Raw genomic sequence first — 13,515 nt, forward strand, 5'->3', positions numbered from 1 at the left:
CATCGGAGGGTCATCTCGCGAGGCCGTCCAGGAAGCGGCCGACCTCCTCGACCGTGGCCAGCACGGCCGTCGCGGCGGTCTCGCGGCCGGCCGCGTCGGACGGGTCGATCACGAGGATGCCGAGCCCGGGCGTTTCCCGTTCGGCGAGCGCCCGGAACGCGTCCTCGTCGGTGATGTCGTCGCCGAGGTAGATCGGCACGACGTCGTCCCGGTCGAGGTCGAGGACGCCGATGAGGTGCTCGACGGCCTTGCCCTTGTTCCAGTCGATCTTCGGCTGGATCTCGTGGACGAACTTGCCCGGCGTCACGCGCAGCTCGCCGGGGTGCTCGGCGAGCACCTCCTCGACGAGGGCGGCCACGCGCGGGCGGTCCTGGGGGGCGACGTGGCGGTCGTGCAGGGCCACCGAGGCGTGCTTGGGCTCGACCTGGGTGCCCTCGATGTCCGCGGCCGCGCTGCGCACCCGCTCGGTGACCTCGGCGACCAGGTCCTCCCAGCCGCGCGAGGCCTCGTGCTCGATGGCGCCGCGCTGCGGGTCCCAGATGTCGAAGCCGTGGCTGCCGGCGATCACGAGGTCGTCGACGCCGGAGAGCTCCGCGACCACCGCCCGGTCGCGCCCCGAGACGATGCACACCGGGCAGCGGGCGGCGAGCGAGCGCAGGACGTCGCGCATCTCGGCGCTCATGATCGCGTCCTCGGGGCGCGGCACGATCGGCGTGAGGACGCCGTCGTAGTCGAGGAACACGGCGGGGCGGCGGCCGTCGAGGCGCCGCGCCACCTCGAGGGCGTCGAGCGCGTGCGGCAACCTGTCCGCCGTCGTGGTCGCGGAGTCGTCGGCGGGGACGGTCACCAGGGCCTCCGCATCTCGGCGCCGTTGTCATGTGATGCGAACCACAGGCTAGGACGGCGGTCGGGACGTCGTCAACGGATGAACACAGCGCCGCGATCTTGGACCTCCGCGCGGCCGCGCGCCAGTCGGGACCCACACCCGTTCGGGCAGGTCAGGCGGCGCAGCGGTCGAGGGCGAGCGCGAGGGCCCCGAGCACGGGCGCGTGCTCGGCCAGTTCGGCGACGACGACCTCGGCCGTCCGGGTGGTGCCGGGCAGCGCGGCGGCCGCGAGCGCGGCGTGCAGGGGCGCGAGGAGCAGGTCGCCGGCCTGGGCCAGCTCGCCGCCGACGACGATGCGCCGCGGGGTCAGCACCGTGCAGAGCCCGGCGAGCGCGACCCCGACGTGGTGCCCGGTGTCGGCGAGGATGCGCGAGGCCGGCGCGTAGCCGTCGCGGGCGCGGGCGACCACCTCGGCCACGGTGGGCGGCGCGCCCAGCAGCGGCGCGAGCATCGCGGTCACCGTGCGGGTGGACACCACGGTCTCGAGGCACCCGCGGTGCCCGCAGCGGCACACGGCGGCGAAGCGGTCGCCCGGGTCGACCACCACGTGCCCGATCTCGCCCGCCGTCCCGTCGGGCCCGCGGTAGAGCGCGCCGCCGAGGACCAGCCCGGCGCCGACGCCGTCGGAGAGCTTGAGGAAGATGCCGTCGTCGATGCCCCGCAGCGCGCCCCAGCGCTGCTCGGCGAGGGTGCCGAGGGTCGCGTCGTTGTCCACCGAGCTCGGCACCCCGAGGTGCTCGGACACCCGCCCGGCCAGCGGCACGCCGACCCAGCCCGGCAGCACGCCCGACGCGCCGACCGCCCCGGTCGCGAGGTCGAGGGGCGCCGGCAGCCCGACCACGGCGCCGCGCAGGGCGGCCCGGTCGATGCCGGCGCGCCCGAGGGCCTCGTCGAGCAGCCCGGCGGCGGTGTCTAGGCCGTCGGCGACGCCGTGGCCGTCGGCGAGGTCGGCGCGCAGCTCCGCGCGCTGCGGCGGGGCCGGGTGCCCGGCGGCGGCGGTCGGGTCGGCGACGTCGGCGAGGGCGACCCGCACGTGCCGGTGCCCGAAGTCGATGCCGGCGACGAGCCCCGCGCCCCGGACCAGACGCACGGCCCGCACGCGGCGCCCCGCGCGCACCTCGTCCCCGGCCACGAGCACGCCCGTGGCGCCGAGGTCGCGCACGATGTTCGACACCGTGGCGGGCGCGAGACCGGTGGTCACGGCGATCTCGGCCTGCGTCGGCGCGCCCGCGGAGCGCACGGCGTCGAGGACCCGGCGCCGGTTCGCGTCGCGCAGCCCGGCCGGCGAACCGGGGCGCGACGCTGTGTTCATGAGATGAACGATACCGCGTCTCTGTGTGCTCCACGTCACGTCCGCTCGAACGGACGCAGCCGCGCGCGGGCCGGAGTCCCGTGCTTGACGCAACTACTTGGTTGCCATAGTTTCGCAACCAAGTAGTTGCCACCGAAGGAGCCGCCGTGGGATTCCCCGACCGCATCGAACGCACGGTGGACCTCGCCCACCGGCCCGAGGTCGTCTGGAGCGCCCTGACCACCGCCGAGGGCCTGCGCTCGTGGCTCGGCGACCGGGCCTCGATCGACCTGCGGCGCGGCGGGCGCGCCGAGGTCGTCTGGAGCGGTGAGGACGCCACCGGGGACACCACCGCCGAGATCCGCGTCGAGCGGGTCGAGGAGCCGCGCGTGCTGGGCTTCACCTGGCGCGTCGACGGGGTGGCGCGCGAGGACCCGCGGCGCACCTACGTCGAGTTCACCCTCGAGCCGACGGCGACGGGCACCAGGCTCCACCTCGTCGAGTCGGGGTTCGCCCAGCTCGCCGACGAGGACCACCGCCGCGGCCACGCGTCCCACAGCGACGGCTGGACCCAGGAGCTCGGCGAGCTCGTCGCGTACCTCGATGCCGCCTGACCCCGTCGGGGACGACCCGGAGGCGGTCGCCGAGCAGGTCTTCGTCGCCCTCGCCGACCCGAGCCGCCGCGCCGTCCTCGCCGCGCTCGCCGCGGACGGCCCCGCCACCGCCACCGACCTCGCCGCGCGCCTGCCCATCTCGCGGCAGGCGATCGCCAAGCACCTGGCCCTGCTCGGCGACGCGGGGCTGGTCACCGCCGAGCCCGGCGAGCGGCGCCGGGTGCGCTTCCGGCTGCGCTCGGCGCCGATGCGCGTGGCCCAGCAGTTCCTCGCCGCCCTCGCCCGCGACTGGGACGGCCGGCTCGACGCCCTCGCCGCCCACCTCGACAACACCAGCACAGACACCGACACCGGAGGACCGCCATGACCGTCGACGCCGTGATCGACACCGTGGACACCGCCCTGCCGCCCGTGGTGGACCGCGCCACCTGGCAGGAGCAGCGCGACGCCCTGCTCGCGCGCGAGAAGGCGCACACCCGCGCCGGCGACGCGATCGCCGCCGCCCGGCGCCGGCTGCCGATGGTGGAGGTCGACGCCGCCACCCCGCTGACCGGCGCGGGCGGGGGGACGACGCTGCTCGCCGCGTTCGAGGGCCGCGCGCGCCTCGTCGCGTACTGCCACATGTGGCACGCCGGGCACCCGGCCGCCGAGCAGTGCCCGGGCTGCACCTACTTCAACAGCCAGGTCCGCGAGCTCGCCTACCTGCACGCCCGCGGGGTCACGTACGCGACCCTCGCCCAGGGGCCCTACGAGGAGAGCGTGCGCTACCGCGACTTCCTCGGGCTCGAGGCGCCCTGGTACGCGATCGACGCCCGCGGGCAGGAGGCGCTCGGACTGGACGGCGGGTTCGCGCTGCTGGTGTTCCTGCGGGTCGGCGACCGCGTGTACGAGACGTACCGGACGCGCGGGCGCGGCGTGGAGGTCATGGCGCCGACCACCGGCCTGCTCGACATGACGGTCTACGGGCGCGGCGAGCCGTGGGAGGACTCCCCCGCCGGGTGGCCGCAGCCGGTCGTCGTCGACGGCAGCGACTTCCGCCTCGACGGCCGCCCCGCCGCGCAGTGGCCCCGCATCGCGGCGGGCCACACGCCGGCGCCCTGACCCGCGGCGCGGCGGCTCCCGAGGGGCGGCCGCCTCAGGGCAGGTCGTGCCAGACGCGCTGGAGCATGTGCCAGTCCTCGGGGTGCGCGGCGATGTCGACGGCGAAGGCGTCGGCGACGCGCTGGGTGGCGGCGGGGACGGCGGCGCGGTCGGGGACGGCGACCGGCGGGTGGATGCGGAAGTGCCAGCCCTCCTCCCCCGTCACCGGGTCCTCGGTGAACCACAGGCCCACCGGGAGGAGCGCGGCGCCGGTGCTCGCGGCGAGCGAGGCCGGGCCGGGCGGCAGGGAGGCGGGCCCGCCGAAGAACGTCACCGGGACGCCGTGGGCCGAGAGGTCGCGGTCGGCGACCAGGCACACGACCTTCCCCGCGCGCAGCGAGCGCACGAGCCCGCGGACCGGGGCCTCGCCGCCGGTCATCGGCAGGATCTCGAAGCCCAGCGACTCCCGGTACGCGACGAACCGCTCGTAGAGCGACTCGGGCTTGAGCCGCTCGACGACCGTGGTGAACGGGCCCGAGTGCGCGACGAGCCAGAGCCCCGCCATGTCCCAGTTGCCCGAGTGCGTCAGCGCGACGACGACCCCGCGCCCGGCGGCGAGGGCCTCGTCGAGGTGCTCCTGGCCCTCGACCACCGGCCGGCGTGCCAGCGCCCCGTGGTCCATCGCGGGCAGCCGGAACGCCTCGCGCCAGTAGCGGGCGTAGGAGCGCAGCCCGTCCACGGTGAGGGCGTCGAGCCCGTCGGCGTCGAGGTCGGGGCGCACGCGACCGAGGTTGGCGCGCAGCCGCCGGGTCCCCCGCCCGCCCCGTCGGGCCGCGAGGTCCGCGCCCGCCCGGAACGCCCACCGCGCCGCCGGTTCCGGGACCGCGCGCACCAGGCGCCAGCCCGCCGCGTATCCCAGGTCGCTCGCGCGCTCGCCGACCGAGAGCGCGTCCGCCGTCGTCGTCACGCCGCTCCCGAGCCGTTGTCCGACGTGCTCTCGGTGCGGTCGGGCGTGTGCCCGGTCGCCGCGCCGTGCTGGTCACGGGCGCTGCGCCAGACGGCGAGCACGCGCTGGCCGACCGTGATCACCGAGCCGACCGCGAGCAGCCAGAGCGCCACGTCGAGGGCGTAGGGCACCCCGAGGCCGGTGAGGCCGCAGCCGGCGAGGCCGAGGATGAGGCGCTCCGCGCGCTCGACGAGGCCCCCGTCGGCGCGCAGCCCGGCGGCCTCGGCGCGTGCCTTGATGTAGGAGATCAGCTGGCCGGTGATGAGGCACGCGAGCGCGAGCCCCGCCAGCAGGGGCCGGTCGACGCCGAAGGCCCACCACGTGATGCCGGCGAACACCGCGCCGTCCACCAGCCGGTCGCCGACCGAGTCGAGCACGCCCCCGAAGGGGCTCGCCACCCCCCGCGCGCGGGCCATCGCCCCGTCCAGCACGTCGAGCATCGCGAACGCCCACACCACCAGCGACGCCGCGAACAGGTGCCCGGTGGGGATGAGCCACAGCGCCGACGCCGTCGAGGCGACGGTGCCGACCACGGTGACGACGTCCGGGTGCACCCCGCGGCGGACCAGCCACGCCGCGGTCGGCTCCACGCCGCCCTTCATCGCCGCGCGGGCCCACTCGTTGATCACGGGAGCCAGGCCTCCGCCAGCCGCGACCGCGTCTCCGCCAGCAGCTGCGGGATCACCTTGGTCTGCCCGACCACGGTGATGAAGTTGGCGTCCCCGCCCCAGCGCGGCACGACGTGCTGGTGCAGGTGGTCGGCCAGCGAGCCGCCGGCGACGTGGCCGAGGTTGATGCCGACGTTGAACCCGTGCGGCGCGGCGACCGCGCGCAGCGCCCGCACCGCCTGCTGGGTGACGCCGACGAGCTCGGCGGACTCCCCGGCGTCGAGCTCGTCGAGCCCGGCGACGTGGCGGTAGGGCACGACCATGAGGTGGCCGGGGTTGTACGGGTGCAGGTTGAGCACCGCGTACACCCGCTCGCCCCGGTGCAGGACCAGCCCGTCCTCGTCGGTCAGGGTCGGGATCCGGCACAGCGGGCAGCCGCCGCCCTCGACCTGACCGGTGCCGGTCTCCCCCGCGATGTAGGCCATGCGGTGGGGCGCCCACAGCCGCCGGAACCCGTCGGGCGTGCCGGCGCCCCACAGCTCGTCGAGCTCGGTGCTCTCGTCCGTCGCGTCCCCGGTCATCAGGGGGTGAACTTCTCCGCGTCCGGTGAGGCGTTCTCGCGGCGGCGCACCCAGTCGACGACGGCCGCGACCGCCTCGTCGACGGGCACCGCGTTGCGCTGCGAGCCGTCGCGGAACCGGAACGACACCGCGCCGGCCTCGACGTCCTTGCCGCCGGCGAGCAGCAGGAACGGGACCTTCTGCAGCGTGTGGGTCCGGATCTTCTTCTGCATCCGGTCGTCGGAGTCGTCGACCTCGACGCGCAGGCCCTGCGCGCGCAGCCGGGCCGCCACCTCGGCGACGTACTCGCTCTGGTCGCCCGAGACCGGGATGCCGACCACCTGCACCGGCGCGAGCCAGGCCGGGAACGCGCCCGCGTAGTGCTCGGTGAGCACGCCGAAGAAGCGCTCGATCGACCCGAACAGCGCGCGGTGGATCATCACCGGGCGCTGCCGCGAGCCGTCGGGCGCCGTGTACTCCAGCTCGAAGCGGTCGGGGAGCATGAGGTCGACCTGGATCGTCGACATCTGCCAGGTCCGCCCGATCGCGTCCTTGGCCTGCACCGAGATCTTCGGGGCGTAGAACGCGGCGCCGCCGGGGTCGAGCACGAGGTCGAGCCCCGCGCCCTCGGCGACCTCGCGCAGCACGTTCGTCGCCTCCTCCCACGCCTCGTCCGACCCGATCGACTTCTCGGAGTTGCGGGTGGAGAGCTCGAGGTAGAAGTCGTCGAGGCCGTAGTCGCGCAGCAGGTCCAGCACGAACTGCAGCAGCGAGCGGATCTCGTCGCGCATCTGCTCGCGCGTGCAGTAGATGTGCGCGTCGTCCTGGGTGAAGCCGCGGGCGCGCGTGAGGCCGTGCACCACGCCGGACTTCTCGTACCGGTACACCGTCCCGAACTCGAACAGGCGCAGCGGCAGCTCGCGGTAGGACCGCCCGCGCGCCCGGTAGATGAGGTTGTGCATCGGGCAGTTCATGGGCTTGAGGAAGTAGTCGACGCCCTGGCGCTTCAGCTCCCCGTCGTCGCCGTACTCGGCGTCGAGGTGCATCGCGGGGAACATGCCCTCGCGGTACCAGTCCAGGTGGCCGGACACCTGGAACAGCTCGCCCTTGGTGGCGTGCGGGGTGTTGACGAACTCGTAGCCGGCCTCGGCGTGGCGCTGGCGGCTGTAGTCCTCGAGCTCCTTGCGGACGATCCCGCCCTTGGGGTGGAAGACCGGCAGGCCCGAGCCGATCTCGTCGGGGAAGCTGAACAGGTCGAGCTCGGAGCCCAGGCGGCGGTGGTCGCGGCGCTCGGCCTCGGCGATCCGCTCGAGGTAGGCGTCCTGGGCCTCCGGCGACTCCCACGCCGTGCCGTAGATCCGCTGCAGCTGGGCGTTGCGCTGGTCGCCGCGCCAGTAGGCGGCGGCGCTGCGCGTGATCTTGAAGGCGGGGATGAAGCCGGTGGTCGGGATGTGCGGGCCGCGGCAGAGGTCGCCCCACACGCGCTCGCCGGTGTGGGCGTGCACGTTGTCGTAGGCGGTGAGGTTCCCCGCCCCGACCTCCATGATCTCGGAGTCGTCCTCCGAGTCGGTGCCCTTGAGGTCGACCAGCTCCAGCTTGAACGGCTCGCCGGCCAGCTCCTCGCGGGCGGCGTCCAGCGAGTCGTACTCGCGGCGCACGAACCGCTGCTTCGCCTTGATGATCTTGCGCATCGCCTTCTCGAGGGCCTCGAGGTCCTCGGGCGTGAAGGGGCGGTCGACGGCGAAGTCGTAGTAGAAGCCGTCGGTGACCGGCGGGCCGATCCCCAGCTTGGCCTCGGGGAAGAGCTGCTGGACCGCCTGGGCGAGCACGTGCGCCGCCGAGTGGCGGATGACCGCGCGGCCGTCCTCGGTGTCGGCCGGCACCGGCGTGACGTCGACGTCCTCCGCGGGGCTCCACGCCAGATCCTTCAGCGCACCGTCGGGGTCGCGCACGACGACCACCGTCTGCGGCCCGCTGGTCGGCAGGCCCGCCTCGCGGACCGCCTGCCCCGCGGTGGTGCCCGCGGTCACCCGCACGCTGTCGGCGACGAGGGGCTGGGGCGGGGCGAGCGAGGACACGACGGCTCTCCTGGCGCTGTGGAAGGGGGCTCCACCAGCCTATCGATCGCCGTGACCGGGAATCGCCGGGTGGCCCCGTCCGACCACCGTCTCCAGGAACGCCGCGACCGCCCGGACCGCGGCCAGGGTGCGCGGGGTGGGCACGAGGTCGAAGCCGTGCTGGGCGTGGGCGAGCTCGGCGTGCACCACCGGGGCGCGCGACACCGCCCGCAGCCGCGCGACGAAGGCACGGCTCTGGGCGGGCACGACGATCGCGTCGCCGGTGCCGTGCAGGACCATGAACGGCGGCGCGCCCGCGTGCACGCGCGCCGACGGGGAGGCGGCCACGTACGGGTGGGCGTCCTCGTCGAGGGCGGTGGGCATCATCGTCTCGGCGAGCAGCTCGTCGAGGGTGCCGCTGCCGTCGTCGCTGGTCAGGTCGTAGATGCCGTACAGGCAGACGGCGGCGGCGACCGAGGTGTCCGCGTCGGCGAACCCGGGCTGCCAGGCGCCCGGGGTGAGCGCGGCGAGGGCGGCGAGGTGGGCGCCCGACGAGCCGCCGGTGATCGCGATGCGGTCGGGGTCGCCGCCGTGCCCGGCGATGTGGGCGCGGGTCCAGGCCAGCGCCCGCTTGATGTCGACGATCTGCGCGGGCCAGCGCTCGGACGGGCCGAGGCGGTAGTCGACGCTGACGCACACCCACCCCCGCCCGACCATGTGCGCCATCAGCGGGTGGGCGTCGGCGGCCTTGCTGCCCGACGACCAGGCCCCGCCGTGGATCTGCACGAGCACCGGGGCGCGGGCGTCGGGCGCGAGAAGCGGGTCGCGCCAGACGTCGAGCAGGTTCGCCACCGGGTCGGGGCCGTAGGCGATGTCGCGGGCGGTGGCGTAGCGGCTGCGCCCGAGGATCGTGGGCAGGACCCGGCCGCGCGCAGGCAGCTCGACGGGCCCGAGCTCGGCCGACAGGGCCTCGGCGAGGTTCTCGGCGTCGGCCCGCGCGCCGTGGTCGAGCGTCAGCAGCACGCCGACCGCCCCGCCCGCGACGGCGAGCCCGACGCGCCCCGCCGGGTTGCCCGCCGCCCCGCGCCGCAGCGCCACCCCCGCCCCCGCGCCGACCAGCAGGGCCGTCGCCCGCGGGGTCTCGGTGGCCGTCGACGACAGCAGGCTCCCCACCACGGCCGCGGGCCAGCGCCGGGTCAGCGGCCGCAGCCCGGACGCGGCGACCAGGGCGGCCACGGCCCCCACCAGCAGCGACGTGCGCGCGCCGGGAGCGCGGAGCCCGTCGGCGAGCCGGACCCGGAGCCCCGCGAGCAGGGTGCGCACACGGCGGTGCGCCACTCGCCGCCACGGACGTCGCCACGGACGTCGTAACGGACGTCGCGACGCACCGGGCACCGGACCATCGTGGACCGTGGCCCCGACCACCGCGCACGCGAGTCACGTGCGCCACGTCGCGGCCGTCGCCGTGCGCGGAACCTGGCGTCTGCCCGCGATCCTGCGACACTGGGCTCGTGAGCGACGGTGTGTGCCCGGTGACGGACGCATCGCGACGGCATCCGTGGGCCGACGTCCCCGCGACGGCGGGCGACCGGCTGCGCCCCGTGGTGCTCGGCACCGGCGACGAGATCATCGCGACGGTGCGGGCCGAGATCGCCGAGTACGCGCTGTCGATGGACGGCGAGTTCGGGCGCCGCATCCGGCTGGGCGTCGGGTTCGCGCTCGACCAGTTCCTCGACCTGCTCGGCACCGACGACGCGCTGCCCGACACCACCGTCTACTTCGAGCTCGGGCGCGTCGAGCACCGCCACGGGCGCACGATGGACGCCCTGCAGAGCGCCTACCGGATCGGCTCGCGGGTGCTGTGGCGCCGCATCGCCGCGGCCAGCGACGGGAGCGCCACGAACGGGACGGGCGGGCCCGACGACCTGGGCCTCGGCGCCGACGACATCTTCCGGCTCGCCGAGGCCCTGTTCGCCTACATCGAGCAGCTCGCCGCCGCGTCGGTCTCGGGCTACGCCTACGAGCAGTCGCTGGTGGCCGGGTCACGCCAGGCGCGCCAGCACGCGCTGGTCGAGCGCCTCTGCCGCGCGCCGGCCCCCGAGCCCGCGGAGCTCGAGTCCCTCGCCCGCGAGGCGGGGTGGACGGCGCCGAAGTCGGTGGGCGCGCTGGTGATCGCCGAGGAGGCGCTGGGCGTCGCGTGCCGGCGCCTGCCGCCCGAGGTCGCCGCGTCGGTGGTCGACCGGGTCGGGATCGTGTTCGTGCCGGACCCCGACGGGCCGGGGCGCGTCGACGCCGTCGCCGACGCCGTGCGCGGCACCCCGGCGGTCCTCGGGCCGACGGTGCCGCTCGACCAGGTCCCGCGCACCGTCACGCGCGCCCGGGCCGCGCGGGCGCTGCAGCTCGACGGGCACCTGCCCGGCGACGGCCTGGTGCGCAGCGAGGACCACCTGCTCGTCCTGCTCCTGCACGCCGACGTCACCCTCACGGCCGACCTGGTCGCCCAGCGCCTCGAGCCACTGCGGCGCATGACGTCGGCGGCGCGCGACCGGGCCGTCACCACGCTGACCGCGTGGCTCGACGCGCACGGCGACGTGGCCGAGGCGGCCACGACCCTGCACGTGCACCCGCAGACCGTGCGCTACCGGCTCGCGCGCCTCAAGGAGGCGTTCGCGGGCGTCCTGGACGACCCGGCCGGGCGCCTCGAGGTCGCGCTGGCCCTGCGTGCCGGCGGCCCGACCCTCGCCGAGGGCTGAGGTCGGGGCCGCCGGAACAGGTGTCAGGCGGAGCGGGTGTCAGGCGGCCGCCGGGGTGGCCGTGGCGCCGAGCGACTCGGCCCGCCGGCGACCGAAGGGCAGGGCCTTGAGGCGCTGCTTCATCGTGCGCTGGTGGCCGCCGGGGAAGGACAGCCGCGCGATCTTCGCGAGGACCCCGCCGTACTGCTTCCACATCGGCCCCGAGTGGTAGGGCAGGCCGTAGCGGCGGCAGATGTCGCGGATCTCGGGCGCGATGGTGCGGTAGCGCCGCGAGGGCATGTCCGGGAAGAGGTGGTGCTCGATCTGGTGCGACAGGTTCCCGGTCATGACGTGCAGCAGGACCGAGCCGTCGATGTTGGCCGAGCCGAGCATCTGGCGGACGTACCACTCGGCCTGCGACTCGTTCTCGAGGCGCTCCTCGTCGAAGGTCTCGACCTCGACCGGGAAGTGCCCGCAGAAGATCACCGCGTGCGACCACACGTTGCGGATGATGTTGGCCAGCACGCTGCCGACCAGGGCCGGGACGAACGAGGGCCCGGACAGCGCCGGGAACACCACGAAGTCCTTGAGCGCCTGCTTGCCGGCCTTGCGCCCCATCTTCTTGAGCTCGGGGAGCTTGTCCTTCCAGGTCTTCTCGCCGCGCTGGATCTCGTCCAGCTCGAGGTCGAAGGCCGCGATGCCCCACTCGAAGATCATGGCCAGACCGGCGTTCGTGAAGGTCTGGAACAGGTAGATCGGGTGCCACTCCTGCTCCGGGTCGACCCGGAGCACGTTGTAGCCGATGTCCCGGTCCTTGCCGTGCACGTTGGTGTACGTGTGGTGCAGGTAGTTGTGGGTCTGCTGCCAGCTCTTGGCCGTCGAGACGTGGTCCCACTCCCACGTCGTCGAGTTGATCTCGGGGTCGCGCATCCAGTCCCACTGGCCGTGCAGGACGTTGTGGCCGATCTCCATGTTCTCGAGGATCTTCGCCAGGGCGAGCGACGCGGTGCCCGCGAGGAACGCCGGCGGGAAGAGCGCGCCGAGCAGCAGGATGCGGCCCGCGGCCTCGAAGCCGCGCTGCGAGCGGATGACCCGGCGGATGTAGCGCGCGTCGTCGTCGCCCAGCGAGGACATCACGCGGTCGCGGATCGCCTCGAGCTCGGCGCCGAGGCGCTCGATGTCGTCGGTGCTCAGGTGCTCGGTGGACGGCGTGATGTGCGCGGTGCTGGCACCCGGGCGGCCCGGACCGGTCGGCGTCTTCGCGTCGTTGATGCGCGTGATGTGCTCGGGAATCATCTCGAGGGCGGTCACATGGCCTCCTGAGGAGTCCGGGGGAGCGTGTCGAGCAACTCGGAGGTCGGGCTCTCGACTGATCACGCTCCCGACGGTAAGGACCGCCTTGCCCCCGGCTCTACGCGCACAGCGAGGACTCCGGACGAAAACCTGTTGCACAACCCAAAAACCGGGCGAACGGGGCCCGCGAGTCAGCAACGGCCCAGCAGATCGGCCAGTTCGTCCGCCGATGCCGGGTGACGCGGGGCGTTGCGGCTGACCGGGTCGGCCAGCGCCGTGCGCGCCAGCGGCGCGTGGAGGTCGGGCCCGGCGTGCAGGTCGGCGACCGAGACCCGCGTGCCGGTGGCGTCGAGCATCCCGGCCAGCGCGTCGGGCAGCGCCGCGGCGGACGGCAGCCCGGCCGCCTCGGCGGCGCGTCCCCAGCCGGCGGGGTCGGCGTCGAGCGACCAGCCCACGACCTCGGGCAGCACGGCGGCGAGCGCCAGGCCATGGACCGCGCCGGTGTGCAGGGACAACGCGTGCGCGAGCCCGTGCACCAGCCCCAGGCCGCTGCGCGTGAGCGCCTGCCCCGCGAGGTGGGCGGCGACGAGCATCTCGGCGCGTGCCCGGCGGCCGGTCTCATCGGGTCGAGCTCCGCTTCGCTGCGTCTCCCCCGCGTCGGCGACGGCGACGGGCAGCCAGGTCCACGCCCGGCGCACGGCCTCGGCGGCGAACGCCTCCGACATCGGGTCGCGTCCCCGCGAGGCCAGCGACTCGAGCCCGTGCACCAGCGCGTCGACGCCCGTCGCCGCGGTGGGCGCCGCGGGCAGCCCGTGGGTGAGCTCGGGGTCGAGCACCGCGACGCGCGGCACGACGCTGGCGTCGCCGCAGTAGACCTTCTGCCGGGTGGCCGCGTCCTCCAGCACGCCGAACCCGTTGGTCTCCGCCCCGGTGCCGGCGGTGGTCGGCACGGCCACCACCGGCAGGCCCGGCGCGGGCATCGCCCCGCTGCCGTCGGCGCGCGCACCCGGGCTCGGCGCCAGCAGCGCGATCCCCTTGGCCGCGTCGAGGCTCGACCCGCCGCCCAGCGCCAGGACGGCGTCGAGGTCCAGGGCCCGCGCGTGCTCGGCGCCCCGCTCGACGACCTCGACCGAGGGGTTGCCGCGCACGGCGTCGTACACCTCGACCGCGACCCCGGCCGCGCGCACGGGGGCCGTGGCCGCGTCCACGACGCCCGCGGCGCGCAGGCCGGGGTCGGTCACCACGAGCACCCGCCGGGCGCCCTGCGCGGCCAGGTGGTCGGGAATCCGGACCACCGCGCCGGGCCCGAAGTCGACGACCGGCCCGGAGCCGGACAGGAAGGTGCCGGCGGCGACGCCGGCGCACGGAGAGGTGGTCACGGGACCGGT

13 protein-coding genes are annotated in these 13,515 nt (G+C 75.3%); 4 read left to right on the forward strand and 9 right to left on the reverse strand.

Annotated elements, in window-relative coordinates; genetic code table 11:
* Positions 1 to 10: 10 nt before the first annotated feature.
* Positions 11 to 847, reverse strand: a complete 837-nt coding sequence (otsB, locus tag ACFPK1_RS13380; RefSeq protein WP_378021430.1) for a trehalose-phosphatase — start codon at positions 845 to 847, stop codon at positions 11 to 13.
* 151 nt (positions 848 to 998) lie between these two features.
* A complete protein-coding gene (locus ACFPK1_RS13385; RefSeq protein WP_378021431.1) occupies positions 999 to 2,198 on the reverse strand; it encodes an ROK family transcriptional regulator in 1,200 nt (399 codons plus the stop codon).
* Between the two features lie 146 nt (positions 2,199 to 2,344).
* On the opposite strand from ACFPK1_RS13385, the gene ACFPK1_RS13390 reads away from it, so the two are divergent.
* The 3 genes from ACFPK1_RS13390 to ACFPK1_RS13400 are packed head-to-tail and all read left to right on the forward strand — an operon-like array spanning position 2,345 to position 3,892.
* Positions 2,345 to 2,791, forward strand: a complete 447-nt coding sequence (locus ACFPK1_RS13390) for an SRPBCC domain-containing protein (protein ID WP_378021432.1) — start codon at positions 2,345 to 2,347, stop codon at positions 2,789 to 2,791.
* Positions 2,781 to 3,158: an ArsR/SmtB family transcription factor gene (locus tag ACFPK1_RS13395; RefSeq protein ID WP_378021433.1), complete on the forward strand. Its 378-nt coding sequence runs from the start codon at positions 2,781 to 2,783 to the stop codon at positions 3,156 to 3,158. The genes ACFPK1_RS13390 and ACFPK1_RS13395 overlap by 11 nt, the downstream gene beginning before the upstream one ends.
* A complete protein-coding gene (locus ACFPK1_RS13400) occupies positions 3,155 to 3,892 on the forward strand; it encodes a DUF899 family protein (RefSeq protein WP_378021434.1) in 738 nt (245 codons plus the stop codon). The genes ACFPK1_RS13395 and ACFPK1_RS13400 overlap by 4 nt, the downstream gene beginning before the upstream one ends.
* A gap of 34 nt (positions 3,893 to 3,926) precedes the next feature.
* Here the strand turns inward: ACFPK1_RS13400 and ACFPK1_RS13405 are convergent, their stop codons facing one another.
* Genes ACFPK1_RS13405 through ACFPK1_RS13425 form a run of 5 tightly spaced genes read right to left on the reverse strand, consistent with a single transcriptional unit; the run spans position 3,927 to position 9,440 of the window.
* A complete protein-coding gene (locus ACFPK1_RS13405) occupies positions 3,927 to 4,838 on the reverse strand; it encodes a phosphatidylinositol mannoside acyltransferase (protein WP_378021435.1) in 912 nt (303 codons plus the stop codon).
* A complete protein-coding gene (gene pgsA, locus ACFPK1_RS13410; protein WP_378021436.1) occupies positions 4,835 to 5,506 on the reverse strand; it encodes a phosphatidylinositol phosphate synthase in 672 nt (223 codons plus the stop codon). Before pgsA ends, ACFPK1_RS13405 begins: the two co-directional genes overlap by 4 nt.
* Complete coding sequence (locus tag ACFPK1_RS13415) at positions 5,503 to 6,066, reverse strand: HIT family protein (RefSeq protein WP_378021437.1); 564 nt, start codon at positions 6,064 to 6,066, stop codon at positions 5,503 to 5,505. Before ACFPK1_RS13415 ends, pgsA begins: the two co-directional genes overlap by 4 nt.
* On the reverse strand, positions 6,066 to 8,123 hold the full coding sequence (gene thrS / locus ACFPK1_RS13420; protein ID WP_378021438.1) for a threonine--tRNA ligase: 2,058 nt from the start codon (positions 8,121 to 8,123) through the stop codon (positions 6,066 to 6,068). Before thrS ends, ACFPK1_RS13415 begins: the two co-directional genes overlap by 1 nt.
* A 39-nt stretch (positions 8,124 to 8,162) precedes the next feature.
* The gene (locus ACFPK1_RS13425) at positions 8,163 to 9,440 is read right to left on the reverse strand and encodes an alpha/beta hydrolase fold domain-containing protein (protein WP_378021439.1); all 1,278 of its coding nucleotides are present in this window, start codon (positions 9,438 to 9,440) and stop codon (positions 8,163 to 8,165) included.
* 173 nt (positions 9,441 to 9,613) lie between these two features.
* Here ACFPK1_RS13425 and ACFPK1_RS13430 point away from each other — a divergent pair, with 173 nt between their 5' ends.
* The gene (locus ACFPK1_RS13430) at positions 9,614 to 10,855 is read left to right on the forward strand and encodes a PucR family transcriptional regulator (RefSeq protein WP_378021440.1); all 1,242 of its coding nucleotides are present in this window, start codon (positions 9,614 to 9,616) and stop codon (positions 10,853 to 10,855) included.
* A gap of 39 nt (positions 10,856 to 10,894) precedes the next feature.
* On the opposite strand, the gene ACFPK1_RS13435 is transcribed toward ACFPK1_RS13430, so the two are convergent.
* Both ACFPK1_RS13435 and ACFPK1_RS13440 read right to left on the reverse strand, forming a co-directional pair.
* On the reverse strand, positions 10,895 to 12,049 hold the full coding sequence (locus ACFPK1_RS13435; protein ID WP_378021644.1) for a fatty acid desaturase family protein: 1,155 nt from the start codon (positions 12,047 to 12,049) through the stop codon (positions 10,895 to 10,897).
* Positions 12,050 to 12,318: 269 nt separating this feature from the next.
* Positions 12,319 to 13,506, reverse strand: a complete 1,188-nt coding sequence (locus tag ACFPK1_RS13440) for an iron-containing alcohol dehydrogenase family protein (protein WP_378021441.1) — start codon at positions 13,504 to 13,506, stop codon at positions 12,319 to 12,321.
* Between the last annotated feature and the right edge of the window lie 9 nt (positions 13,507 to 13,515).

It is taken from the genome of Actinomycetospora rhizophila (genome assembly GCF_042657905.1).
GTDB classification, from domain to species: Bacteria; Actinomycetota; Actinomycetes; order Mycobacteriales; family Pseudonocardiaceae; genus Actinomycetospora; species Actinomycetospora rhizophila.